A 21,593-nucleotide genomic window follows, 5' to 3' on the forward strand; every position below is an offset into this window, starting at 1 on the left:
AACCACTGGTTGAGCCCAAGGACAGAGCAGCAACTCCACAAGATCTGCGCTGCCGGGCGCCAAGACGTGGCATCGACCCGTCGCTGACGGGCCGAATACCTATAAACGCCCTCCGGGCAGCGCAAAAGCGCTGCTGCGCGGAGGCTGGGTGCGTGTGTCGTTGCGCGAGAGTCGCGGCACGTGCCGGTGTGGCACGCCGCTTGCGGGGTGGCGGCGGTCGGGTGATGTTGCGGTTGGTGACGATGTCTCCCGTACCGGAAAGCGGGTTTGATTCTCGCGACCTCGACCTCAAAGGTGTCTAGAGGGCGACCAGTTTATAGCGTTTCCGCAGCCAGGGCAGCAGTTTCCGGTAGGCCGAGATGGTGTCCGGCTGGGCGTAATCGTGGGAGAGCACGATCGCGCCCGCGTGGGTGTTCCGCTCGACGCGGGCGATGACCCGGGCCCGGTGCTGCGCGTGCGTCTCGTTCTTCGGGTGGTCCCAGTCCCGCGGGTCGACCCGCCAGTAGAGCGACGTCATGCCCAGCTGCTTGGCGACCGCGACGACGCCGGGCGTGAAGTTGCCGCCGGGAGCCCGGAAATACCTGATCTTCGCGTTCGGGGCGGCCTTGCGGATCGCCGCGTTCGTACGCGCCAGGTCGGCCTTGATCTTCGCGGGCGATTTCTTGCCGAGCTTCAGATCGTGGCTCCAGGTGTGGTTGCACAGGGTGTGGCCACCGGCCACGATCTTGCGGACCAGCTCGGGGTGCTTCTGCACGTTCTTGCCAACCAGGCAGAACGTAGCTTTGGTGTGGTTCTGCGCGAGCAGCTTGAGGATCCTCGGCGTCTGGGCCGGGTCGGGCCCGTCGTCGAAGGTGAGCGCCACCGCCTTGGTGCCGGTGGTCATCCGGCTGCCGGCCGGGCCGGAGGGCTTGTGCGCGGCCGGCTTCACGGTGGCCGGCTTGGGCTTCGGTTTCGCCTTCTTGACCGGGGCGGGTGCCGGAACGGACCTCGTCGGCGCGGGCGACGCCAGGGGGGCGGCCGGGGTCTCGTTCGCCGAAGCCCGCCCGGCCAGACCCACCATCACGAGGGCCACCCCGAGCAACACCAACTTCTTGGAACGCGACAACCGCATCAAAATCCTCCCCAGGTATCTCGAATGACGACAGTGCCCGATGAAGGCGACTGATCGCCACTCTCGATCCCCGTACGGCACACTTCCGGGATCTAATTCACTCGTCGACCCCGACTGCTCATCTCAGAGAACGTAGGGGCGGCGCGCAACGATCAAACGGCCCATCCTGGACGGATGAACATCCGGTTGCGCCCGATCCGCGGTGACGAGCTCGAGATTCTGCATGCGCACGCCCAGGACCCGGATTACTCGGCCAATACCTGGACCGGCTTCCACTCGGTCGCTCACCTGGCCCGGCTGCACGAGGAGAACGGCTTCCTGGGCGAGGACGTGAGCCGGCTCATGGTGGACGTGGACGGCGAGGCGGCCGGCTTGGTCTCGCTGGTTCGCAAGCGCTACGGCATCCGGGGCGATTGCTACGAGATCGGGTGCGCGCTACTGCCGCCGTTCCGCGGCCGGGGGATCGGCTGGCGGGCGCAGGCGCTGCTCACGGCGTACGTCTTCGAGCACTTCCCGGTGCAACGGGTGGAGGCCGGCACCCAGCCGGAAAACGTGGCCGAGCGGAAGGCGCTGCTCAAGGCCGGGTTTCAGCAGGAAGGGGTGCTGCGGTCGGTGGAGTTCCGGGCCGGGCGGTGGCGCGACGGCGTGCTGTTCAGCCGGCTGCGCGACGACCCGTACCCGGAAATCACCGATTAGGACAATTCGGCCAGCTCGTCGGCGGTGAGCAGGCGCGAGCGGATCAGGAACCGTACGCCCTCGGGAGCCTCCAGCGAGAAGCCGGCGCCGCGCCCCGGGACCACGTCCACCGTCAGGTGGGTGTGCTTCCACAGCTCGAACTGGGAGCCGGACATCCAGAACGTGATCGGCTCGTCCACCCCGTCGATCTTCAGGGACTCGAGCAGCACGTCGGACTGGCCGGTGCGGAACTCACCCTCCAGGTAACACATCGGCGAGCTGCCGTCGCAGCACCCGCCGGACTGGTGGAACATCAGTGGGCCGTGCTGGCCCCGCAGCTGCCGCATCATGGCGGCGGCCGCGGGGGTCACGTCAACTCTCGTGGCTGGCATGGCCTAGAAGAAGCCCATCGCCTTGGGGCTGTACGACACCAGCAGGTTCTTGGTCTGCTGGTAGTGGTCCAGCATCATCTTGTGGTTCTCCCGGCCGATGCCGGACTGCTTGTAGCCACCGAACGCGGCGTGCGCCGGGTACAGGTGGTAGGAGTTGGTCCACACCCGGCCGGCCTTGATCGCCCGCCCGGCCCGGTACGCGGTGTTGATGTCCCGGGTCCACACGCCGGCGCCGAGGCCGTAGAGCGTGTCGTTGGCGATCTTGATGGCGTCGGCGTAATCGGCGAACGAGGTCACCGAGACGACCGGCCCGAAGATCTCCTCCTGGAAGATCCGCATGCTGTTCGAGCCCTCGAAGATCGTCGGCTGCACGTAGTAGCCGCCGGAGAGGTTGCCGCCGAGGTCGGCCCGGCCACCGCCGGTGAGCACGCGAGCGCCCTCCTGCCGGCCGATGTCGAGGTACGACAGGATCTTCTCGAGCTGGTCGTTGGACGCCTGCGCGCCGACCTGGGTGTCGGTGTCGAGCGGGTTGCCCTGCTTGAGGTTCTCCACCCGCTTCACGCCGGCGGCCAGGAAGTCGGAGTAGATGCTCTGCTGGATGAGCGCGCGGGACGGGCAGGTGCAGACCTCGCCTTGGTTGAGCGCGAACATCGAGAAGCCCTCGAGCGACTTGTCGTAGAAGTCGTCGTCGGCCCGGCTGACGTCCTCGAAGAAGATGTTCGGGCTCTTGCCGCCCAGCTCGAGGGTGACCGGGATCAGGTTCTCCGAGGCGTACTGCATGATCAGGCGGCCGGTCGTGGTCTCGCCGGTGAACGCGATCTTCGCGATCCGCTTCGAGCTGGCAAGCGGCTTGCCGGCCTCCACGCCGAAGCCGTTGACGATGTTGAGGACGCCCGCCGGGAGCAGGTCGCCGATCAGCGAGATAAGGTAGTGGATCGAGGCCGGGGTCTGCTCGGCCGGCTTGAGCACGACACAGTTGCCGGCGGCGAGGGCCGGGGCCAGCTTCCAGACCGCCATCAGGATCGGGAAGTTCCACGGGATGATCTGGCCGACCACGCCGAGCGGCTCGTGGAAGTGGTAGGCGATGGTGTCGTCGTCGATCTCGCCGGCGGTGCCCTCCTGGGCCCGGATCGCGCCGGCGAAGTACCGGAAGTGGTCGATCGCGAGCGGGATGTCGGCGGCCAGGGTCTCGCGGACCGGCTTGCCGTTCTCCCAGGCCTCGGCGACGGCGAGCTTCTCGAGGTTCGCCTCCATCCGGTCGGCGATCTTGTTGAGGATGTTGGCCCGTTCGGCGACCGAGGTGCGGCCCCACGCGTCGGCGGCCCCGTGCGCGGCGTCGAGAGCTCGCTCCACGTCGTCGGCGGTGCCCCGGGCGATCTCGGTGAAGTTCTCGCCGGTGACCGGGCTGGGGTTCTCGAAGTACTGCCCCCTGGCCGGTGCGACGTACTCGCCACCGATGTAGTGGTCGTAGCGGGACTGGTAGCTGACGATCGATCCGTCGGAACCGGGCGGGGAGTATGTGGTCATGCTGGCCTCCGTACCTGCGGGGTAGGTACGGGCCAAGCTAGTTACCGGCACGTTGCAACGACGTTGCAAGACCGTATTCGGCGGCGAGCTGGCGGATCCGGTTTACCGCGAGTGGGCGGGCCGGGGAGCCGTGCGGGAGCTGTTTCGTGTAGGCCTCCCACATCTCCAGGTCGTCGGCGCCCCACGGGTGGTGCAGCCAGGTGCGCATCAGTGAACGGTCGTGGCTGGCCAGCACGGCCGCGCGCATCTGCCCGTCGACCAGGTTGCGCAGGCGGGTGATGCCGGGTGCGTCGGAGCCGGGGAGCAGCGGCCCCGCGTACTCCTCCAGGGCCTCCGCCACCCGCCCGCGTTCCAGCAGCCGGGTCACCGTGCGGAAGTCGGAGTCCAGCTCGGCGCGCAGCCGGTAGGGCCGCGATTCGACCAGCTCCGGGCCGAGGGTGCGGCGCAGTCGGGACAACTCGGCGCGCACGGTCACCGGGCTCACATCGTCGCCATAGAGATCAAAACCAAGTTCCTCTCCGGTACGCCCTTCCGGGTGCGCCAGGAGCAGGACGACCAGTTCCGAGTGCCGGCGACCGAGCCGTTGCCGTGCCCCGCCGAAGGTCAGCGTGGCCTCGTTGCGGCCCAGGGCGGCGACCCGGCCGGCGGCGGTGTGCGGGGTGAGCTGACTGCCCAGGTAGGCCTCGGCGGCCAGGGCGGTGGCCCGGACCAGGGCCAGGCTGTGCGGGTTGGCCAGGTGGTCGCCGCCGGTCACGTCGATCGCGCCGAGCAGCCGGCCGGTGCCGGGGTCGTGGATCGGTGCGGCCGCGCAGGTCCAGCGCTGCACCGAACGGCTGAAATGTTCGGTCGCGAAGATCTGCAGCGAGTGGTCGATGGCCAAGGCGGTGCCGGGGGCGTTGGTGCCGGCGTGCGCCTCGTCCCAGCGGGCGCCCGGTACGAAGTTCATCTGCTCGGCCCCGTGCAGCACCGAGCCGGCCCCCTCGACCCAGAGCAGCCGCCCGTACGCGTCGCAGACCGCCATCAGATGGTCGCCGTCCTCGGCCAGGCCGCCCAGCAGGTCGCGGAAGATCGGCAGTACCCGCGCCAGCGGGTGGGCCGCCCGGTATTCCTCCAGTTCGCCGTCGCTCAGATCGATCGGCGGGGTGTTGTCGGCCCCGGGCAGCGCGGAGGCGGACCGTTTCCACGAGTCGGCGACCACCGAGCGGATCTGCGGGGACCGCTGGTCCCCCGACAGGAAGCGTTCGTGGGCACGCCCGACCTGCCGAATCCGTTCGGCCGGATCGGTGCCGAGATCGAGGGCGAGCCAGGGATTGGCCACGGGCCACCTCCAGTCCCACCCATCGTGACCCGCATCACCCCGGACGACAAGCCACCCGTAACAGTGGCGGCGTCCCGTTGCCACCTTCTCGTTCTCCTGCCTCCGCTACTCTCAGCGGGAATCAACGGGGTGAGGGGGAGAATTGTCTGATCTGTCCAAGATCGTCAAAGCGTACGACGTCCGTGGAACGGTGCCCGACCAGTTCAACGAGGCTGTCGCCCGGGCGCTCGGCACCGCTTTCGTCGAGATGCTGCGTGAGTCGGGGGACGACGCGGACCAGATCGTGATCGCGCACGACATGCGCGAGTCCGGCCCCGGCCTGGCCGCCGCCTTCGCTCGGGGCGCCAACGCGGCCGGCGCGGCCGTGATCAACACCGGTCTCGGTTCCACCGACCAGCTCTACTACGCCTCCGGCGCGCTCGGCCTGCCCGGTGCCATGTTCACCGCCAGCCACAACCCGGCGCAGTACAACGGCATCAAGCTGTGCCGCGCCGGCGCCAAGCCGGTCGGTCAGGACAGCGGCCTCGCCGTCGTCCGCCGCCGCGCCGAGCAGCTGCTGCGCGACCTGAACGCCGATGCCGACGGTCCCGACCGGATCGAGACCCGCGACCTGCTCCGCGACTACGCGGAGCACCTGCGCTCGCTGGTCGACCTCTCCGGCATCCGGCCGCTCAAGGTCATCGTGGACGCGGGCAACGGCATGGGCGGCCACACCGTTCCGGCCGTGCTCGGCGACCAGGTGCTCGCGGCCCTGCCGCTGACCATCGTGCCGATGTATTTCGAGCTGGACGGCTCGTTCCCGAACCACGAGGCCAACCCGCTCGACCCGGCCAACCTGGTCGACCTGCAGGAAGCCATCCGGGCGCAGGGCGCCGACATCGGCGTCGCGTTCGACGGCGACGCCGACCGTTGCTTCATCATCGACGAGCACGGCGACCCGGTCTCGCCCTCGGCGGTCACCGCGTTGGTCGCCAAGCGGGAGTTGGCCAAGTTCCCGGGCAGCACGATCATCCACAACCTGATCACCTCATCCGCGGTGCCCGAGATCATCACCGAGAACGGCGGCAAGCCGGTCCGCAGCCGGGTCGGCCACTCGTTCATCAAGGCCGAGATGGCCCGCACCAACGCGGTCTTCGGCGGCGAGCACTCGGCGCACTACTACTTCCGCGACTTCTGGTTCGCCGACACCGGCATGCTGGCCGCCATGCACGTGCTGGCCGCGCTGGGCGGGCAGGACCGGCCGCTGTCCGAGTTCGCCGCCGAGTTCGAGCGCTACTCCGCCTCCGGCGAGATCAACTCCACCGTGGCGGACGCCCCGGCCCGGGTCGCCGACGTCCGGGCGGCCTTCCCGGACGCCACGTTCGACGAGCTGGACGGCCTGACCGTGACGCTCGCCGACGGCGCCTGGTTCAACCTGCGAGCCTCCAACACCGAGCCGTTGCTGCGGCTCAACGTGGAGGCCCCGAAGCCGGATCGGATGGCATCGCTGAGGGACGAAGTGCTGACGATCGTGCGCCGCTGACCCGACGCCGCGATCGAAGAGGGCTGTCCAACGCCTAGCATCTAGGCGTACTTGTCGTATGCCTAGATATTTTCGGGTCGGGGTCTCACCAATTCCAGAAAGTACGGAACCCCGGCCCAGCCTGCCTCGAACGGAGGGCGGGACGCTTTCCCGCGGAAGACCTTTGCCGTACGCGCGGATTCACTCCCGTGGCACGCGGTCCCGGCAGGTGCACCTCACCCTCCGCGCGCCCGCTGCGGGCGGGCCCGGCCCATCCGCGATGCCGGTCGTTGCCGCGCGGGGAGGCCCGCCCCACTGACGGTGAGAAGTCGCTCGTCCATGTCAATGGGCGGGGATCCACAACACACCCACCGGACCCAAGCCGGTGAACGTTCGTGGACACCGCACTAGGATCAGGGGGCTCGCTCTCTGCCACTCGTAAAGGAGCCGTTCGGTGGCCCTCGATCCGCAGTTGCTGGACATCCTGGCCTGCCCGGACACGCACCACTCGCCGTTGACGCACGACGCCGATGCGCAAACCCTCACCTGTACGGAGTGCGGGCGGATCTTCGAGATCCGCGACGACATCCCCGTCCTGCTGCTCGACGAGGCGCGGCAGCCCTCCGCGAAGGAGGCCTGATGGCCACCCCGCTGGAGGGCTCGTCCGGGGTCAACGGGCATCGCGTCGCCGACGAGTCGCTGCTCGACGACGAGAAGTCGATGCTCGCCAACGACCCCGGCGGCATGCTCCGCGCCACCGCTTCGGCCGGCGCCCAGGTCCGCGAGTCCGCGGCCCTGGCCGCCGAGGCCGACCTGAGCATGATGGCCGACGAGGGCCGCCCCCGGGCGGTCGTCGTGGCCGGCATCGGCACCGCCGGCCTGACCGGCAACATCCTGGCCACCGTGGCCGGTCACCGCTGTCCGGTGCCGATCATCGGGCACCGCAGCGCCGGCATCCCCGGCTGGGTGGGTGCGGCCGACGTGGTCATCGCCGTTTCCGCCTCCGGTCGCAGCCCGGAGGCGCTGGCCGCTGCCGAGGCCGCGGTCCGCCGGGGTGCCCGGCTGATCGCTATCGGTAACCCCGACACCGAGCTGCAGGCGATGGCCGAGCGGGCCAGGTCGCCGTTCATCCCGGTGCCGCGCCGCGCGCCGGCCCGGGCCAGCCTCTGGGGCCTGACCGTGCCGGTGCTGCTCGCGGCCCGGGCGATCGGCCTGGTCAAGGTCAACGAGGCCGACCTGGCCGAGACCGCGACCCGGCTGGACGCCGACGCCGAGCGGTGCCGGGCCGGTGCCGACTCGTTCGTCAACCCGGCCAAGTCGCTCGCGCTCGGCCTGGCCGGCTCGATCCCGATCGTCTGGGGCTCGTCCCCGCTGGCCACCGTGGCCGCCCGGCGCTTCGCCGACACCCTGGCCGCGAACGCTCGCTACCCGGTGATGGCCGGCGCGCTCGGCGAGGCCGGCCGTGGCCGGGTGGGCCTGCTCGACGGGGTCTTCGGCGGTCTCGCCGAGTCGTCCCGCGACATCTTCGCCGACCCCGACGAGGAAGAGGAAGCGACCGGCACCCGGCTGCGGCTCGTGGTCTTCCGTGACGGCGGGCTCAACCCGGAGGAAGACGCCGACGAGCCGATCGCCGTCGAGGAGCGTCGCGCCGACGCGGTGCAGACCCTGGCCGAGCGGCGCGGAGTGCGCGTCGACGTGCTGACCGCCGAGGGCGGCTCGGCGCTGGAACGGCTGGCCTCACTCACCGCGGTGCCCGACTTCGCCTCGCTGTATCTTGCTCTGGCACATGGACTCGACCCGATGGCCGTCCCCGCCATCAGTGAGATGAAGGAGCTGTCCAACCCGATGCCCGAGGGAATCCAGTGATGGAGCGAAGCGGAATCACCATCAGGCTCGGTGCGGAATTTGCTCATGGCAATGCGGAGCGAAGCGGAGCATTGGTATGAGTGCAGAGGGCGGCACCAGAGCGATCATCGCGGCGCTGACCGCGAATCTAGGCATCGCGGTCACCAAGTTCGTCGCGTGGCTGCTGACCGGCTCGTCGTCGATGCTGGCCGAGGCGATCCACTCGGTCGCCGACTCGGGCAACCAGCTCCTGCTGCTGATCGGCGGCAAGCGGGCGAAGCGCAAGGCGACCCCCGAGCACCCGTTCGGCTACGGCCGCGAGCGCTACATCTACGCGTTCATCGTGTCGATCGTGCTGTTCAGTGTCGGTGGCCTGTTCGCGCTCTACGAGGGCTACCACAAGATCCGGCACCCCGAGGCGATCGACGCCTGGCAGTGGGTGCCGGTCACGGTGCTGGTCGTCGCGATCGGCCTAGAGACGTACTCGTTCATGACCGCGATCAAGGAGTCCAACCACACCCGGGGCCGCACGAGCTGGGTCAACTTCGTCCGCCGGGCCAAGGCTCCCGAGCTGCCGGTGGTGCTGCTCGAGGACGCCGGCGCCCTGGTCGGCCTGGTGCTGGCCCTGTTCGGCGTGGTGCTCACGCTGATCACCGGCGACGGCGTGTGGGACGGTATCGGCACCGGCGCGATCGGCATCCTGCTGGTCTCGATCGCCGGCATCCTCGCGGTCGAGACGAAGAGTCTGCTGCTCGGCGAGGGTGCGACTCCGGAAGATGTCCACAAGATCGAGACGGCGATCCTGGCCGGCGAGGGCATCGAGCGGATCATTCACATGAAGACGCTCTACCTCGGTCCGGAGGAGCTGCTGGTCGCGGTGAAGATCGCGGTGCCGCGCGCCGAGCGGGCCGACGACCTGGCGACCCACATCGACGAGACCGAGAAGCGCATCCGCGAAGCTGTTCCGATCGCCCGGGTCATCTACATCGAGCCGGACATCTTCAGCGAGCGGAAGGCGTCGGCGGTAGCCGAGGGTGCCCCAGCGACGGCGTAGAACCGGATATTCTGCGGCCATGACCGTGTACCCGTTGACCGGTGTCATCCGTCCCTATGCCTGGGGATCGCGCACCGTGATCGCCGATCTGCAGGGGCGGCCCAGCCCCACCGAGGCTCCCGAGGCGGAGCTGTGGCTGGGTGCGCATCCCGGCGACCCGTCCACGGTCGACGGCGTCAGCCTGCCCACGCTGATCGCCGACAACCCGAAGGCACATCTGGGGGAGCAGGTGGTGGCCGAGTTCGGCCCCCGCCTGCCCTTCCTGCTCAAGGTCCTCGCGGCCGACGCGCCGCTGTCGCTGCAGGCGCACCCGTCGCTCGACTACGCCCGCGAGGCCTGGGCCCGCCAGGAGGCCGATCCGAGCCTCCCGAAGAACTACACGGACGCCAACCACAAGCCCGAGATGCTGGTGGCGATCACCCCGTTCGAGGCGCTGTGCGGTTTCCGCAACCCGGCCGCGGCCGCCGACGACCTCGAGGCGTTCGGCATCCCGGCGCTGGCCCCGGTGGTCGCGGCGCTGCGGGCCGGCGATCTGGCCACCGCGGTGAAGGCCCTGCTGAGCTGGCCCGACGAGGACCGTGCCGGGCTGATCGAGGCGGTCGTGGCGGCCGGCACCAGCCCGCTCGCCACCGAACTGGCCACGTTCTACCCCGGTGACCCGGGCGTGCTGGTCGCGCTCCTGCTCAACCACGTGCACCTGCAGCCGGGCGAGGCCATCTGGATGCCGGCCGGCAACCTGCACGCCTACCTGCGTGGCGCCGGTGTGGAGCTCATGGCGGCCAGCGACAACGTCCTCCGCGGCGGCCTCACCCCCAAGCGGGTGGACGTCCCCGAGTTGCTCCAGGTCCTGCGTTTCGAGGTGCTCGACGACCCGATCCTGCGTGCGACCGAGGTGGCTTCCGGCATCCTGACCTGGTCGGTTCCGGTCCCGGACTTCGTCCTCTACCGCATCGAGGTGGACGGCACCCGCCCGCCGCTGGAGATCCCGGCCGAGGGCCCGCGCCTCGTCCTGGCCACCGAGGGTGACCTCTTCCTCGGCGAGTCCATCGACGGCACCCCGATCGAACTCACTCGCGGTGACGCCGCCTACGCTCCCGCCGACGCGGGAAAGCTCAAAATCGCCGGCACCGGCCAGGCGTTCATCGCCACGGTCCCGGCATAATCTGGCCGTTTCTGATCAGTACGCGGTAGTCCGTAGCCAACCGCAATACCGCCCGACCGCCCGCTCCACGCGGCCGGGCGGCCACACCGGCGCGTGCCGCGCCTCTCGCGTGGTGACTCCCCACCGGCCTCCAAGTGATGTTGCACGTGTGCCGAGAGTGACAAAACTTGACCACAAAACCATGAAATTTCCGGATTTGCTTGACGTGGCGAATGCAGAGTGTAAATCTATAACCACGCAGCGTCATTGGTGATCGGGGGGTCCCACGGACGCGCGCGGTACCAAACCGGGGGGATGAACGGGGCGGCGGGTCTAGGCCTGCCGCCCCGTTCGCTATTTCGGGGCGGGCTCGCGCGGTCGGGGATGGCGCTGCTCGTCGGCGCGGTCGACCGGTGCCGGTGTGGGCGCGCCTCACGCGAGAGGCGCGGCACGCGCCGGTGTTGCAGTCGATCGCGCCGAGAGGCGGGCCGGGCGGTATTGCGGTTGTGAACCGACTCGCCGCGTACGCGAAAAAGACCGCGAGGCAACGGCCGGCGGTCCGGGAAACCGAGCGCAGGGCGTCGCCGAGAGCGTTGTTCGGCCGGCCCGCCGATCCCTTTCGAGGAGTTCATCAAATGACCAGCACCATTCGTCCGCGGACGGTAACCGACGGCGACTTCAAGGTCGCGGATCTGTCGCTCGCTGCTTTCGGGCGCAAGGAGATCCAGCTCGCGGAGCACGAGATGCCCGGACTGATGTCGTTGCGCCGGGAGTTCGGGCCGACTCAGCCCCTGCGCGGCGCGCGAATTACCGGCTCGCTGCACATGACCATTCAGACCGCGGTGCTGATCGAAACGCTCACCGCGCTCGGTGCGGAGGTGCGGTGGGCCTCCTGCAACATCTTCTCGACGCAGGATCACGCGGCCGCCGCGATCGCGGTCGGGCCGGCCGGCACCCCGGAGAAACCGCAGGGTGTGCCGGTGTACGCGTGGAAGGGCGAGTCGCTCGAGGAGTACTGGTGGTGCACCGAGCAGGTCCTGCTGTGGCCGGACGGCGACGGGCCCAACATGATTCTCGACGACGGTGGCGACGCGACGCTGCTGGTGCACAAGGGGGCCGAGTTCGAGAAACTCGGCGCGGTTCCGTCGGCCGATCCGGCCGATTCCGAGGAGTACGCGGTCATTCTCGGCGTGCTTTCCCGCAGTCTGGCCGAGGACGACCGGCGGTGGATGCGGGTGGCGGCCGGGGTCAAGGGCGTGACCGAGGAGACGACGACCGGCGTGCACCGGCTCTACGAAATGCAGCAGAACGGCACCCTGCTGTTCCCCGCGATCAACGTCAACGATTCGGTGACCAAGTCGAAGTTCGACAACAAGTACGGCTGCCGCCATTCACTGATCGACGGCCTCAATCGGGCCACCGACGTGCTGATCGGCGGCAAGGTGGCGGTCGTGTTCGGCTACGGCGACGTGGGCAAGGGGTGTGCCGAATCGCTGCGCGGCCAGGGCGCCCGGGTGATCGTCACCGAGGTGGACCCGATCTGCGCGTTGCAGGCGGCGATGGACGGGTACCAGGTCGCGACGATCGACGACGTCGTCTCCTACGCCGACATCTTCGTAACGGCGACCGGGTGCTTCAACGTGATCACGCACGAGCACATGGCGCGGATGAAGCACCAGGCGATCGTCGGAAACATCGGTCATTTCGACAATGAGATCGATATGGCGGGTCTGCAGCGGCGGGCCGATGTGCGGCGGACCATCATCAAGCCGCAGGTCGACGAGTGGAGCTTCGCCGACGGGCACTCGATCATCGTGCTGTCCGAGGGTCGCCTGCTGAACCTGGGCAACGCGACCGGCCACCCGTCGTTCGTGATGAGCAACAGCTTCTCGAACCAGACGATCGCGCAGATCGAGCTGTTCACCAAGACCGAGGATTACCCGGTCGGCGTGTACGTGCTGCCCAAGCACCTGGACGAGAAGGTCGCCCGGCTGCATCTCGGCGCGCTGGGCGTGCGGCTGACCGAGCTGACCAAGGAGCAGGCCGGTTACCTCGGGGTGCCGGTCGAGGGCCCGTACAAGCCCGATCATTACCGGTACTGAGCAGGATCGAGCCCCCGTCCGCCCGCAGGACGGGGGCTCGATCTCTCCGGGGGCACGGCAGTTGCCGCTACCGCGATCCCGTCGTTCATGTTCATTACGTCACGCCGCCTGACCTGCATGCAAGTGCATAGTGTGCAATGCAAGTTGCAGAGAGACACCGGCACATGTCTATGGTGGCGACGTGGCCCGGGCGACTTCTACCGCACGGCGCGAGCTCGGCATCGAGCTGCGCCGGCTCCGCGGTGAGCGGCGCGGCGCGGCCGTCGCCACCGCGCTCGGCTGGTCCGAGTCGAAACTGAGCCGGATCGAGACGGCGCACACCTCGATCAGCGAGGGTGACCTCGACCGCCTGCTGACCGCCTACGGCGTCCGGGTGGAGGACCGCGACCGCCTGCGCGACCTGGCCCGCCGCGGCAGCGACCGAGCCTGGTGGACGCAGTACCGCTCGTCCGTCCCGGACCCCTACGACGAGTACGTCGCGCTGGAGGGCGAGGCCGCCCTGATCAGCGAGTGGGAGGCCCAGGTGGTGCCGGGCCTGCTGCAGACCGACGAGTACGCCCGGGCGGTGATCGAGCGCGGCGCGGACGTCGGCGATCCGCGGGTGATCCAGCGCCGGCTCGCGCTGCGGATGGCCCGCCAGGCGGTGCTGACCCGTGATCCACCACCGGCGCTGCGGATGGTGCTGGACGAGGCGGTGCTCCACCGGGAGGTCGGCGGCCGCGAGGTCCTGCTACGACAGCTGGCCCGGTTGTCCGAGGCCGCGCATCGCCCCGGGCTGGAGTTGTCGATCCTGCCGTTCTCGGCCGGCGCGCACGCCGGGCAGATCGAGTCGTTCATGGTGCTGGACTTCGCGCCCGGCACCCGGGCGCCGGTCGTGCACATCGAAGGGCTTACCGGTGGTCTCTTCCGGGTGAAACCCGACGAGATCGAGGTCTACCGGGACGCCCTCGATGACCTGCGGAAACGTGCCCTGTCGCCAGAAGACAGCCGAACGGCCATCGCTGAAAGGGAGGAAGCGCTCCGCGGTTCGGCCGAGTCTTGAGCTGAAATGGTAGTGCCTAATTCCTGGAAGGGGACTGCCATGCAGGACGCCAATCTCACCTGGCGTAAGAGCACTCGGAGCGGTGCCGCGGGGCACTGCGTCGAGGTCGCGAATGTTCCCTCGGCCGTGCTGGTGCGCGACTCGAAGGACGCTGCCGGGCCCGTGCTCACATTCGCCGCGGCACAGTGGAGCGGCTTCATCTCGGGTGTCCGGGCCGGGGAGTTCGACCGCGCCTGATCATCCCGTCGAGGGCGGCCCTGTTCGGGGGGCCGCCCTTTTCTGTTCCCTACAAAACGTAGGACCCCCCTTGACGTGCCGTCCCGTGCCCCGGTTAAGGTATGCCCAACCTAACTTAGGGTTGCCTTAGCTATCGTCGCGGAGTGAAATGTTCGCCACCTACCTCATCGGCCTACGCGAAGGGCTGGAGGCCACCCTGGTGGTCAGCATTCTCATCGCGTTCCTGGTCAAGTCGGATCGCAAGGACAAGCTGAAGCTGGTGTGGGCCGGCGTGGCCGCGGCGGTGGTGCTCTCGGTCCTCTTCGGCTGGATGCTCAGCTACACCGAGACCACCCTGCTCAAGGACTTCAAGCAGCAGGAGGCGTTCGAGGCGATCACCTCGATCGCCGCGGTCTGCTTCGTCACCTGGATGATCTTCTGGATGCGGCGGGCCGCCCGCGGCATCGCCGGTGAGCTACGCAACCGACTGCAGGACGCCCTGGCGGTGGGCTCGTTCGCGGTGGGGTTCATGGCCTTCCTCGCGGTGGTCCGCGAGGGTCTCGAGACGTCGCTGATCTTCTACGCCGCGGTGCAGGGCGCCGACCTCAACGGCGGCCCGCTGGCCGCGCTGCTCGGCGGCATCGCCACCGCGATCGCGATCGGCTACCTGATGTACGCGACCGCCGTGCGGATCAACCTGACGGTCTTCTTCCGGTGGACCGGCGTGCTGCTCATCCTGGTCGCCGCCGGCATCTTCAAGTACGGCGTGCACTCCCTGCAGGAGGCCGAGTTCCTGCCCGGCATCGGCAACCTGGCGTACGACGCGGCGAGCTGGCTCGACCCGTCCACCTGGTACGCGACCCTGCTCGCCGGGATGTTCAACGTCACACCACAGCCCAGCGTGCTCGAGATCGTCGCCTGGGCGGTCTACCTCGTGCCCGCCCTCGTTCTCTTCCTCTGGCCGGCGCGTCGCACCGCGCCGGCACCCACCCCCGCCGCATAGGAGATCTACGTTGCGCCACGCCCCTTGGATAATCGCGCTGGTCGCGGTCGGTTCGGTAACCGCCGCCTGCAGCTCGGACAAGCCGGACTCGTCGACGGCGTCCGGTGGCCCGATCGCGGTCAAGGCCTCCGACACCGCCTGTGAGGTCGGCCAGAACACGCTGCCGGCCGGCACGCACGTCTTCCAGATCGCCAACTCAGGCAACAAGGTCACCGAGTTCTACGTCTACGCGGCCGGCGACCGGGTGATGGGCGAGGTGGAGAACATCACCCCGGGTCTCTCCCGCGAGCTGCGCGTCGAGCTGCCCGCCGGCACGTACCAGACCGCCTGCAAGCCCGGCATGATCGGCACCGGCATCCGGGCCGACCTGACCGTGTCCGGCTCGGCCGCGGCGCTGACCGAGGACGCCGCCCTCCAGCAGGCCACCGAGAGCTACACCCGGTACATCACCTCGCAGAGCGAGGCGCTGGTCGAGAAGACCACCGACTTCGTGACCGCGGTCAAGGGCGGCGACATCGAGAAGTCGAAGCAGCTCTTCCCGATCGCCCGCACCTACTACGAGCGCATCGAGCCGGTGGCCGAGATCTTCGGCGACCTGGACCCGAAGATCGACGGCCGCGAGGACGACGCCACCGCCGAGCTGCCCTTCTCCGGCTTCCACAAGCTCGAGAAGGACCTGTGGGTGGCGAAGGACATCAGCAAGGACGGCCCGGTCGCCGACCAGCTGCTGACCGACGTCAAGGAGGTCGTCGCCAAGGCGAAGGCCGAGAAGCTGTCCCCGCTGCAGCTGGCCAACGGCGCCAAGGAGCTGCTCGACGAGGTCGCCAACAGCAAGATCACCGGCGAGGAGGACCGCTACTCGCACACCGACCTGTGGGACTTCGCCGCGAACGTGGACGGTTCCCAGGCGGCGGTCGCGGCCCTGCGCCCGGCGCTCGAGCAGCGCGATCCCGAGCTGGTCAAGCAGATCGACACCGCGTTCACCAACGTCGACAACGAGCTGGCGAAGTACCGCGACGGTGACGGCTGGAAGCTGCAGAACCAGCTCACCCAGGCCGAGCTGAAGGGCCTGTCGGACGTGATCAACGCACTCGCCGAACCGATCAGCAAGATCGCCGGGGTCATCGCCAAGAAGTAGGTTCTCATGTCGGATAAATCGTTCCCGCGCCGGCGAGTGATCGCGCTCGCCGGCGCCGGCGTGGCCGGAGTAGCCGGGGCGGCCGCCGTCGGCGGCGCCGTCCTGCGGTCCTCGGCCACCACCCCGGAAAGCACCACCGATCAGGTGCCGTTCTACGGTCCGGTGCAGGCCGGCATCGTCACGCCGGCCCAGGACCGGCTGCACTTCGTCGCGTTCGACGTGATCACCACCTCGCGTGATCGGCTGATCCAGTTGCTCGAGGACTGGACCGCGGCCGCCGCCCGGATGACCGCGGGCCGGGACGCCGGCGAGATCGGGGCCACCGCCGGGATCCTCGAGGCGCCGCCGGACGACACCGGTGAGGCCATCGGCCTGCCCGCCGCCGGGCTCACCCTCACCATCGGCTTCGGACCCACCCTGTTCCGGGACGCCACCGGCAAGGACCGCTTCGGGCTGGCCGCCCGCAAGCCGGCCGCGCTGGCCGACCTGCCGCACTTCCCGGGCGACACCATCGACGCCACCATCTCGGGCGGCGACATCTGCGTGCAGGCCTGCGCGAACGATCCGCAGGTCGCGGTGCACGCGATCCGCAACCTGGCCCGGATCGGCATGGGCGTGGTCAGCGTGCGCTGGTCGCAACTGGGTTTCGGGCGTACGTCGTCGACCTCGACCGCCCAGGCCACCCCGCGCAACCTGTTCGGCTTCAAGGACGGCACCGCCAACCTGAAGGCCGAGGAGACCGACCTGCTCCGGCAGCACCTGTGGGCGGCGGCGGACGACGGGTCGGACTGGATGGCCGGTGGGTCGTACCTGGTCACCCGGAAGATCCGGATGATGATCGAGACCTGGGACCGCACCTCGCTGGGCGAGCAGGAGGACATCGTCGGGCGGACCAAGGGCGAGGGCGCACCGATCGGGCAGGGTAAGGAGTTCGACGAGCCGGACCTGACGTCGACCTCGATCCGGCCCGACGCGCACGTCCGGCTGGCCCACCCGACCTCGAACTCCGGTGCGCACCTGCTGCGTCGCGGCTACAACTTCGTGGACGGCTCGGACGGGCTCGGCCGGCTCAACGCGGGGTTGTTCTTCATCGCCTACCAGCGGGACCCGCGCACGCATTTCGTACCCATTCAGCTGAATCTCGCCCGGCACGACGCCATGAACGAGTACCTCCGGCACGTCTCCAGCGGCCTGTTCGCCTGCCCGCCAGGGGTCTCCGGCCCGGACGACTTCTGGGGCCGTGCCCTTTTCGCGTAGGCTTCCGCAGGCAAGATCGGCACCGGGGTACGCGGCGTCGGGGAGGACAGTGCAATATTGGACCGCATGAGAGCCCGGGTACTCGTCGTCGATGACGACCCAGCGTTGGCCGAGATGCTCGGCATCGTTCTGCGTAGTGAGGGTTTCCTGCCCTCCTTCGTCGCCGACGGCGAACGCGCCCTGGCCGCTTTCCGGGAAAGCCGGCCGGACATCGTCCTGCTCGACCTCATGCTGCCCGGCATGAGCGGCATCGACGTGGCGCGGGCGATCCGCGCCGAGTCCGGCATCCCGATCGTCATGCTCACCGCCAAGAGCGACACGGTCGACGTCGTGCTCGGGCTCGAGTCCGGCGCCGACGACTACGTGGTCAAGCCGTTCAAGCCCAAGGAGCTGGTGGCGCGGATGCGTGCCCGCCTGCGCCGGGGCGAGGACGCCGCGCCCGAGACACTCACCATCGGGCCGCCCGGCAACCAGATCACCATCGACGTCCCGGCCCACACCGTGTCCCGCGACGACGACGAGGTGAAACTGACCCCGCTCGAGTTCGACCTGCTGGTCGCGCTGGCCCGCAAACCGCGGCAGGTGTTCACCCGCGAGGTGCTGCTCGAGCAGGTCTGGGGTTACCGCCACGCGGCCGACACCCGGCTGGTGAACGTGCACGTCCAGCGGCTGCGGGCAAAGATCGAACCGGATCCGGAACGGCCGGAGATCATCCTTACCGTTCGTGGGGTCGGCTACAAGGCGGGGACCGGGTGATAGCCCCGAGGGGCTAACCTTGCCCGCGAGATGCGCGCCCCGGCCTGGCTTCCGATGCCCATCCGGCGCACCCTGCGGGTGCTCCGGCGATACTTCCGCGTGGCCGTACGCCGGCTGGAGCGGGTGCTGGCCCCGGCCCGCCGCGAGTGGCGCCGCTCCCTGCAACTGCGGGTGGTGGCGCTCACCCTGATCGCGTCGAGCCTGCTGGTCGGCGCGTTCGGCTTCTTCGTGGCCCAGCGCAGCGCCAAGATCCTGCTGAACCGGGCGCAGGACGAGGTCCAGGCGTCCATGGACAGCAAGGTGAAATACGCCGCGTCCCAGCTGAGCGTGCACCGCCAGGCCCGCGACCCGCGGCTGCAGGCCACCGTCAACACCACCGTGGACGTGCTGGCCGACGACGACCCGGCCGAGTCGGGCGGCTCGGTGGTGTCACTGCGCGCCGACCAGTTCACCACCGAGATCGACGCCGCCACCTCGGCGAAGATGGACACCTCCGAGCTGATCACCGCCGACCTGATCCGGTCCGTCTCCCGCGACGGCAAGGTCGCCGAACAGGTTCGCACCGCCGAGGTGGAAGGACGACAGACCAAATTCCTGGTGTACGGGTCACCCGTGCCGACCAGCTTCGGTCACGTCGAGCTCTACTACCTCGTGCCGCTGACCACCGAGGACAGCGCGGCCAACCAGATCCGCACCACCGTGCTGGCCACCGGCCTGGCCCTGGTCATCCTGCTCGGCGTGGTGGCCGGCCTGGTCACCCGCCTGGTCGTGCTGCCGGTGCGCGATGCCGCCCGCACCGCTCAGCGGCTCTCGGCCGGTCTGCTCGACCAGCGGATGAAGGTGGACGGCGAGGACGACCTGGCCCTGCTCGCGGCCTCGTTCAACCAGATGGCGGCCAACCTCCAGCGGCAGATCGTGCGGCTCGAGGAGATGTCCCGGCTCCAGCGCCGTTTCACCTCGGACGTGTCGCACGAGTTGCGCACGCCGCTGACGACCGTACGGATGGCCGCCGACCTGATCTTCTCCGAGCGGGAGGAGTTCGATCCGGCCGTCGCCCGCAGCGCCGAGTTGCTGCAGGCCGAGCTGGACCGCTTCGAGAGCCTGCTCACCGACCTGCTGGAGATCAGCCGGTTCGACGCCGGCTTCGCCGCTCTGGACGCCGAGCACACCGACCTGGTGCCGATCGTGCACCGGGTCGCCGAACGGCTGACCGGCCTGGCCGACCGGGTCGGGGTCAGCATCGAGCTGCGGGTGCCGGAGGCGCCGGTGATCGCCGAGGTCGACCCGCGCCGGATCGAGCGGGTGCTGCGCAACCTGGTCGGCAACGCGGTCGAGCACGGCGAGGGCCGCCCGGTGCAGATCACCCTGGCCTGCGACGATGCGGCGGTCGCGGTTACCGTTCGCGACCACGGCATCGGCCTCAAGGCCGGCGAGGAACGCCTGGTCTTCAACCGGTTCTGGCGCGCCGACCCGTCCCGGGCCCGGCAGACCGGCGGCACCGGCCTCGGCCTGTCGATCAGCGCCGAGGACGCCCGGCTGCACGGCGGCTGGCTGGAGGCCTGGGGCGCTCCCGGCGAGGGCGCCCAGTTCCGGCTCACCCTGCCGGTGCGCTCCGGCGACCGGTTGCTCGCCGCGCCGCTGCCGCTGATCCCGCGCGACCGGGTGCCGGCGATCGAGAGCGACGAGACGGCCGAGGTGGTCTGATGCGGCGTTACCTGGTCGTCGCGCTGGTCGGTGTCCTGCTGGCCGGCGGTTGCGGCATCCCCGACGACACCGACGTGACGGTGATCGGGGACGGGCCGTCGGCGGGCTTCGGCGGCGGGGACGACAGCACCCCCTCCGAGCCACCCGCCCGTGATTCGGCCAGTGACGCCGTGCAGTTGGTGACCAACTACCTGATGGCCGCGGCCGGCGACCCGGAGGGTGCAACCAACCGGGTCAAGGCGTTCATCGCCGACGACGCCAAGGCCGGTTTCCAAGCCGGCCCGGACGTCCGGGTGATCCGCCTGGCCGACAAGGTGCTCTTCACCCCGGGCGACCCGGAGGTCGTGGTCAGCGCCCAGCAGGTCGGCACGCTCAAGAGCAACGGCGTGCTGGAGCCGTCGCCCGATCCGTCGCCCGCGGTGACCGACTACAAGTTCCAGGTCGGCCCGGTGCCCGGCAAGGGCGGCCTGTTCATCCTCGCGGCGCCGCGCGTCCTGCTGCTGACCGACACCGCGCTGAACGACTACTACCTGCGCCACACGATCTATTTCTGGAACAACGACAACACCGGGCTGGTCCCCGACCTGCGCTACATGCCGCGCAGCCTGCCCAGCGTGCAGCAGCCCACCACGATCCTGAGCTGGCTGGTCAACGGGCCGGCCTCGTGGCTGGGCGACACCGTGCACCCGCTGCCGTCCGGCACCGCCGCCCCGGACAACGTGCCGGCCGCCGCGAACGAGACGCTGCAGGTGACGCTGAGCGCGCAGGCCGTACCGGCCGGCGACGAGAAGGCGCTGGACCGGCTGCGCCGGCAGTTGCAGTGGTCGTTGCGCGACCTCATCCCGCGCGACCTCGAACTCAAGATCGGCAACCAGGACCCGGTTCGCTACTCCAGCATCGACTACCAGGACAGCAACGTCGCCTCCCGGCTGGCCGACCGCCCGGAACGGTTCGTGATCTACAACGGGACCATCCGGCGGCTGACCGACTCGGCGCAGCCGACCGAGCCAGTCCCGGTGATCAAGGCGCCCGACAACAAGGGCTTCTCGGCCGCCGCGATGAGCGCGTCCGCCACGCACACGTTCCTCGCCGTGGTGACCGGCACCGGCAAGAACCGCAAGCTGCGGGTGGCCGTGGCCCGGACCGGCGAGCAGAGCGATCTGCTGGACATCGGCGGCATCTCCGGTGACCTCGGCCGCCCGGTCTGGGCGGTCACCCCGGACAACAACCCCGGCGGCGCGATCGGGCTGATCACGCTGGGCGGGAAGCTGTACAGCTTCGGCTCGGGCGGGTCGAAGGCGTCGGCGGTCGAGTGGCAGGGTGACCCGGGCGCGATCACGGCGATCTCGGTGGCGCCGGACGGCTACCGGGTCGCGCTGGTGGCCGGCGGCCGGCTGTACCGCACGGTGCTGGACACCGGTGGTGACACGCTCACCATGAGCGCTCCCGAGCAGCTGTTGCCGCCGAACTTCAGCTCGGTCGCCGCGGTGGCCTGGAGCAGCGAGACCTACCTCGCGGTGGCCGGCACCCGCTCGGACGGGCGGTCCGCGGTGATCGACGTGACGGTCGACGGTGCGCTGACCTATCCCCGGCTGACCGACATCGGCAAGGAGACGGTCACCGTCCTCACCGCCTACCCGGCCAACCCGCTGTCGCCCGAGGAGAGCTCCGACTCCGAGTCGTACGAGACCGACGGCGACGCCTGGGACGTACTCGGCGAGCCGGTCCGGATCACCGTGGCCGACCTGGCCGGCCCGACCGTGAGCCCGCAGGCCGGTGCGGTGCCGTCCGCGCCGTTCTTCCTCGACTGA

General features: G+C 69.5%; 19 protein-coding genes. 15 read left to right on the forward strand and 4 right to left on the reverse strand.

Annotated elements, in window-relative coordinates; translation table 11 throughout:
- Positions 1-298 precede the first annotated feature (298 nt).
- Complete coding sequence (locus Ato02nite_RS36950; RefSeq protein WP_213011341.1) at positions 299-1,111, reverse strand: polysaccharide deacetylase family protein; 813 nt, start codon at positions 1,109-1,111, stop codon at positions 299-301.
- Positions 1,112-1,285: 174 nt separating this feature from the next.
- On the opposite strand from Ato02nite_RS36950, the gene Ato02nite_RS36955 reads away from it, so the two are divergent.
- Positions 1,286-1,807: a GNAT family N-acetyltransferase gene (locus Ato02nite_RS36955; protein WP_213011342.1), complete on the forward strand. Its 522-nt coding sequence runs from the start codon at positions 1,286-1,288 to the stop codon at positions 1,805-1,807.
- Here the strand turns inward: Ato02nite_RS36955 and Ato02nite_RS36960 are convergent.
- From Ato02nite_RS36960 to Ato02nite_RS36970, 3 genes are read right to left on the reverse strand one after another with little or no spacing between them, the layout of a single operon-like run.
- Positions 1,804-2,178: a DUF779 domain-containing protein gene (locus tag Ato02nite_RS36960; RefSeq protein ID WP_213011343.1), complete on the reverse strand. Its 375-nt coding sequence runs from the start codon at positions 2,176-2,178 to the stop codon at positions 1,804-1,806. The two genes, Ato02nite_RS36955 and Ato02nite_RS36960, sit on opposite strands and share 4 nt — an antisense overlap.
- 3 nt (positions 2,179-2,181) lie before the next feature.
- Positions 2,182-3,705, reverse strand: coding sequence for an aldehyde dehydrogenase (gene adh, locus Ato02nite_RS36965; protein WP_213011344.1), 1,524 nt, complete (start codon positions 3,703-3,705; stop codon positions 2,182-2,184).
- 37 nt (positions 3,706-3,742) lie between these two features.
- Positions 3,743-5,023: a GAF domain-containing protein gene (locus Ato02nite_RS36970; protein WP_213011345.1), complete on the reverse strand. Its 1,281-nt coding sequence runs from the start codon at positions 5,021-5,023 to the stop codon at positions 3,743-3,745.
- A gap of 142 nt (positions 5,024-5,165) precedes the next feature.
- On the opposite strand from Ato02nite_RS36970, the gene Ato02nite_RS36975 reads away from it, so the two are divergent.
- From Ato02nite_RS36975 to Ato02nite_RS37040, 14 genes are all read left to right on the forward strand, one after another.
- Entirely contained in the window at positions 5,166-6,545 is a 1,380-nt protein-coding gene (locus Ato02nite_RS36975) for a phosphomannomutase/phosphoglucomutase (RefSeq protein WP_213011346.1), read from the forward strand.
- Between the two features lie 433 nt (positions 6,546-6,978).
- Entirely contained in the window at positions 6,979-7,164 is a 186-nt protein-coding gene (locus Ato02nite_RS36980) for a Trm112 family protein (RefSeq protein ID WP_213011347.1), read from the forward strand.
- Complete coding sequence (locus tag Ato02nite_RS36985; protein ID WP_213011348.1) at positions 7,164-8,390, forward strand: SIS domain-containing protein; 1,227 nt, start codon at positions 7,164-7,166, stop codon at positions 8,388-8,390. Before Ato02nite_RS36980 ends, Ato02nite_RS36985 begins: the two co-directional genes overlap by 1 nt.
- Positions 8,391-8,466: 76 nt before the next feature.
- Positions 8,467-9,423, forward strand: coding sequence for a cation diffusion facilitator family transporter (locus Ato02nite_RS36990; protein ID WP_213011349.1), 957 nt, complete (start codon positions 8,467-8,469; stop codon positions 9,421-9,423).
- A 19-nt stretch (positions 9,424-9,442) separates the two neighbouring features.
- A complete protein-coding gene (gene manA / locus Ato02nite_RS36995) occupies positions 9,443-10,585 on the forward strand; it encodes a mannose-6-phosphate isomerase, class I (RefSeq protein WP_438873097.1) in 1,143 nt (380 codons plus the stop codon).
- Positions 10,586-11,199: 614 nt separating this feature from the next.
- Positions 11,200-12,666, forward strand: a complete 1,467-nt coding sequence (gene ahcY / locus Ato02nite_RS37000) for an adenosylhomocysteinase (RefSeq protein ID WP_213011350.1) — start codon at positions 11,200-11,202, stop codon at positions 12,664-12,666.
- Positions 12,667-12,847: 181 nt separating this feature from the next.
- Positions 12,848-13,708: a helix-turn-helix domain-containing protein gene (locus tag Ato02nite_RS37005; RefSeq protein ID WP_213011351.1), complete on the forward strand. Its 861-nt coding sequence runs from the start codon at positions 12,848-12,850 to the stop codon at positions 13,706-13,708.
- 39 nt (positions 13,709-13,747) lie between these two features.
- A complete protein-coding gene (locus Ato02nite_RS37010) occupies positions 13,748-13,945 on the forward strand; it encodes a DUF397 domain-containing protein (RefSeq protein ID WP_213011352.1) in 198 nt (65 codons plus the stop codon).
- A 148-nt stretch (positions 13,946-14,093) separates the two neighbouring features.
- Complete coding sequence (efeU, locus tag Ato02nite_RS37015) at positions 14,094-14,927, forward strand: iron uptake transporter permease EfeU (RefSeq protein WP_213011353.1); 834 nt, start codon at positions 14,094-14,096, stop codon at positions 14,925-14,927.
- Between the two features lie 10 nt (positions 14,928-14,937).
- Positions 14,938-16,065, forward strand: coding sequence for an iron uptake system protein EfeO (efeO, locus tag Ato02nite_RS37020; protein WP_213011354.1), 1,128 nt, complete (start codon positions 14,938-14,940; stop codon positions 16,063-16,065).
- A gap of 6 nt (positions 16,066-16,071) precedes the next feature.
- Entirely contained in the window at positions 16,072-17,322 is a 1,251-nt protein-coding gene (efeB, locus tag Ato02nite_RS37025; RefSeq protein WP_213011355.1) for an iron uptake transporter deferrochelatase/peroxidase subunit, read from the forward strand.
- Positions 17,323-17,388: 66 nt separating this feature from the next.
- Positions 17,389-18,078 (forward strand): MtrAB system response regulator MtrA, encoded by a 690-nt coding sequence (gene mtrA / locus Ato02nite_RS37030; RefSeq protein WP_213011356.1) that lies wholly within the window; start codon positions 17,389-17,391, stop codon positions 18,076-18,078.
- 30 nt (positions 18,079-18,108) lie between these two features.
- The gene (gene mtrB, locus Ato02nite_RS37035) at positions 18,109-19,782 is read left to right on the forward strand and encodes an MtrAB system histidine kinase MtrB (protein WP_438873098.1); all 1,674 of its coding nucleotides are present in this window, start codon (positions 18,109-18,111) and stop codon (positions 19,780-19,782) included.
- A complete protein-coding gene (locus Ato02nite_RS37040; protein WP_213011357.1) occupies positions 19,782-21,593 on the forward strand; it encodes an LpqB family beta-propeller domain-containing protein in 1,812 nt (603 codons plus the stop codon). Before mtrB ends, Ato02nite_RS37040 begins: the two co-directional genes overlap by 1 nt.

The organism is Paractinoplanes toevensis, assembly GCF_018332695.1.
GTDB lineage: Bacteria > Actinomycetota > Actinomycetes > Mycobacteriales > Micromonosporaceae > Actinoplanes > Actinoplanes toevensis.

Bases quoted from the DNA above. Each gene is read 5' to 3' on its own strand.
- Ato02nite_RS36985 (WP_213011348.1), top strand. From the start codon at position 7,164: ATGGCCACCCCGCTGGAGGGCTCGTCCGGGGTCAACGGGCATCGCGTC.
- Ato02nite_RS36960 (WP_213011343.1), bottom strand. From the start codon at position 2,178: ATGCCAGCCACGAGAGTTGACGTGACCCCCGCGGCCGCCGCCATGATG.
- Ato02nite_RS36955 (WP_213011342.1), top strand. From the start codon at position 1,286: ATGAACATCCGGTTGCGCCCGATCCGCGGTGACGAGCTCGAGATTCTG.
- mtrA (WP_213011356.1), top strand. From the start codon at position 17,389: ATGAGAGCCCGGGTACTCGTCGTCGATGACGACCCAGCGTTGGCCGAG.
- Ato02nite_RS36990 (WP_213011349.1), top strand. From the start codon at position 8,467: ATGAGTGCAGAGGGCGGCACCAGAGCGATCATCGCGGCGCTGACCGCG.
- mtrB (WP_438873098.1), top strand. From the start codon at position 18,109: ATGCGCGCCCCGGCCTGGCTTCCGATGCCCATCCGGCGCACCCTGCGG.
- Ato02nite_RS37040 (WP_213011357.1), top strand. From the start codon at position 19,782: ATGCGGCGTTACCTGGTCGTCGCGCTGGTCGGTGTCCTGCTGGCCGGC.
- manA (WP_438873097.1), top strand. From the start codon at position 9,443: ATGACCGTGTACCCGTTGACCGGTGTCATCCGTCCCTATGCCTGGGGA.
- Ato02nite_RS37010 (WP_213011352.1), top strand. From the start codon at position 13,748: ATGCAGGACGCCAATCTCACCTGGCGTAAGAGCACTCGGAGCGGTGCC.
- efeB (WP_213011355.1), top strand. From the start codon at position 16,072: ATGTCGGATAAATCGTTCCCGCGCCGGCGAGTGATCGCGCTCGCCGGC.
- efeU (WP_213011353.1), top strand. From the start codon at position 14,094: ATGTTCGCCACCTACCTCATCGGCCTACGCGAAGGGCTGGAGGCCACC.
- ahcY (WP_213011350.1), top strand. From the start codon at position 11,200: ATGACCAGCACCATTCGTCCGCGGACGGTAACCGACGGCGACTTCAAG.
- Ato02nite_RS36950 (WP_213011341.1), bottom strand. From the start codon at position 1,111: ATGCGGTTGTCGCGTTCCAAGAAGTTGGTGTTGCTCGGGGTGGCCCTC.
- adh (WP_213011344.1), bottom strand. From the start codon at position 3,705: ATGACCACATACTCCCCGCCCGGTTCCGACGGATCGATCGTCAGCTAC.